The following is a 2445-nucleotide window of genomic DNA, read 5'->3' as shown; positions in this document are numbered from 1 at the left end:
AAGCTTTTTGGAAAAAGCTTCACCAAAAACTTTTATAATTTCAGTATGTTATCAAGCATGACTTTTCAAACTGTCCCTGATCCCAGGTCAGGGGGCGTTGCACATGCCCCCGACCAAAGGATGTCGCCCTTTGATTCCAGGCACAAGGTCAGGGAATTCATGGTTTTTGACAGATTATTTTTAAAAGATATCTGTCCATACAGGGTATTTCAGAAAATCACCCCGCCGCGGAAATATCTGCCATCCAGTTTGGAAATTCAACACTGGAGCATTTTCACCGGTTTGAATGCAGGCATTCAAACGGGATCCACTCTAAAATCATAAAAGTTTTTGGTGAAGCTTTTTCCAAAAAGCTTCAGAAGACACCGCCTTTTTGGAAAAAGGCAGCACCCAAAAACTTTCCTTATTTTTTATCAATGCGTTATTTTCAAACACTCTCTCAGGCGGCAGAAGGCGGTCATCGGCCCCCTGATGCACTGCCCTTTGCAGCATGCATTGCCCCGGCTGTCCCGCGTTGGTGGATTGGCGCCATGCATGTCGTGGCCATCCCGGCCATGTCCCGGCATACCCCTCACCTTATGACGCCCGCCAGATGAGGCCCACCATGTCCGGGCCATCACAGATCCCCGGATTTTTCAGGCGGCCGATTCTCTTCCGGCTTTGATAAGGCAGGTCGCGTTCCCCACTCCGCCCCCCCCCGATGTCACCCGATGTCGCCCGGCCACCAGTCCTGACATCAACCGCGCTGGCGGGATGCCGACCATGCGTCGCACGGACCCGGCACACACCAGTGGGCAAAGATGTCAGCGCCGTTTCAACGCGCGGTCGCGCGGAACAGGGTGGCGACGCGGCGGCGCAGGCTCGACAGGTCCGGCAGCACCACATTATGCAATGCCCGCACACTGTCATGGGTGGCGTAAAACCGCCGCCCGACCGCATTGGCCAGCACGATCGCGGTTCCGACGAAAATTCCGTCAATTTCAATAATTGTTGATTCCAGCATGATCTGTATCCGAAAAAATCTTACGCAGAGCCAGACGGTTTCGGCAGACCACAGGGATGCCTACCGTACTGGACGTATATGCCGGGGTCGCGCCGGCGCAGGAAAAACAGGACATCGACCATATCCACACATATATAGAAGCATGGGCTGACCTTCTATGGCAGTCATGGGTTTCGATTTGGCCTGCATCATATGCGCCAAGGGGAGGATGTCAACATTAAACAGTTCAAGTTCGTTTTAATAAATATTAAACGTATTTATATGTATTTTTTATGCCCCTTATTTTCACATTGTTTATCATATGGTTACGATAAATCTGATGCCGCATGCGCCAATATCCATCTCCATCTACGGATCACAACCGACCGCCTGGCATCCCTGCGGCAGGGGTTTGCGCCATAAATCACGTAACGGGCGTGAATATGCATCGGCCCTGACACGTGATGATACACTCCCCAACATTCATGGCACCTGACAAAAGTGTTCAAACCTGCTATTCACACGATGGGCATCAAATCTATTATTCAAGGTTAAATAAACACAGGAAGCACGATAATAAACATTTATATTACAAGTATGTTTTTATTTTTATTCATTCCACCACCGTCACACGACATGCGCATGACTGAACCCCACACCCGCGCGCGCATGCCACATGCCGTCCGACCTTTGCCAAGGAGATAGCCCGTCAGCATGGCCGCCACCCCGATGCAAGCCACCACGCGCCTGAGGCTGCTGGAACAGGCATGGCCCCTGATCGCACAGAAAGGCTTTGCCAATACCAGCATCAATGACGTGCTGGAGGCCGCCCATGTGCCCAAGGGTTCGTTTTATTATTATTTCTCCTCCAAGGATATCTTCGGTCAGGAGGTCTTGCAGTACAACATGCGCGAACATGCCGATGCGATCCGCATGTTCCTGTCCCGCCCGCACCTGACGGGGATGGAACGGATGATGGCGTACTGGTCATCATGGGCAGAGCGTGAGTCCAATCCCGACCCGCGCCAGAAATGCCTGATCGTCAAGATCGGGTCAGAGGTCAGCGAACTGTCCGATGGCATGCGCGTGGTCATGGAACGCGGAATTGACATGCTTGTGGCGCTTCTGGACGGGGGGATTCGCGCGGGCGTCAACGATGGCTCCATCTGCCCGGTCATCGAACCCGCACATGTCGCGCGCGAACTGTTCCATTACTGGCTGGGCAATGCGGTGGCGTTCAAGATACATCGCAACCCGCCGCGCCTGATACGTGCGCTGGACATCACGCGCACCATCCTGCTCGGGCTGCGGTCCGAGCAGGATATGCCGGTTGCCGTGCCATGAACGCCCCATGACAACGGGCGTGCTTCGATATCGCCTTTTTCAAGAGACTGTTTGAAAAGTCAGGATTAATAACACCCTGAAATCATAAAGGTTTTTGGTGAAGCTTTTTCCAAAAAGCT

At 52.6% G+C, this 2445-nt stretch carries 4 protein-coding genes; 2 read left to right on the top strand and 2 right to left on the bottom strand.

Annotated elements, in window-relative coordinates; genetic code table 11:
- Positions 1-324 (top strand): hypothetical protein (locus B7G66_RS18395; RefSeq protein WP_206778190.1); only part of this gene is annotated, 324 nt, incomplete at its 5' end.
- Here the strand turns inward: B7G66_RS18395 and B7G66_RS17850 are convergent.
- Together B7G66_RS17850 and B7G66_RS09850 are read right to left on the bottom strand one after the other, a co-directional pair.
- Entirely contained in the window at positions 319-492 is a 174-nt protein-coding gene (locus tag B7G66_RS17850; RefSeq protein ID WP_155734261.1) for a hypothetical protein, read from the bottom strand. The two genes, B7G66_RS18395 and B7G66_RS17850, sit on opposite strands and share 6 nt — an antisense overlap.
- 322 nt (positions 493-814) lie before the next feature.
- Entirely contained in the window at positions 815-1003 is a 189-nt protein-coding gene (locus B7G66_RS09850; RefSeq protein ID WP_003621579.1) for a hypothetical protein, read from the bottom strand.
- A 693-nt stretch (positions 1004-1696) separates the two neighbouring features.
- Here B7G66_RS09850 and B7G66_RS09845 point away from each other — a divergent pair.
- Entirely contained in the window at positions 1697-2326 is a 630-nt protein-coding gene (locus B7G66_RS09845) for a TetR/AcrR family transcriptional regulator (RefSeq protein ID WP_003621576.1), read from the top strand.
- Positions 2327-2445 lie beyond the last annotated feature (119 nt).

This window comes from Novacetimonas hansenii JCM 7643 (genome assembly GCF_000964405.1).
Lineage (GTDB): Bacteria > Pseudomonadota > Alphaproteobacteria > Acetobacterales > Acetobacteraceae > Novacetimonas > Novacetimonas hansenii.
Note: the sequence above shows the minus strand (reverse complement) of the source record. Positions and strands in the feature narration are given on the sequence as shown.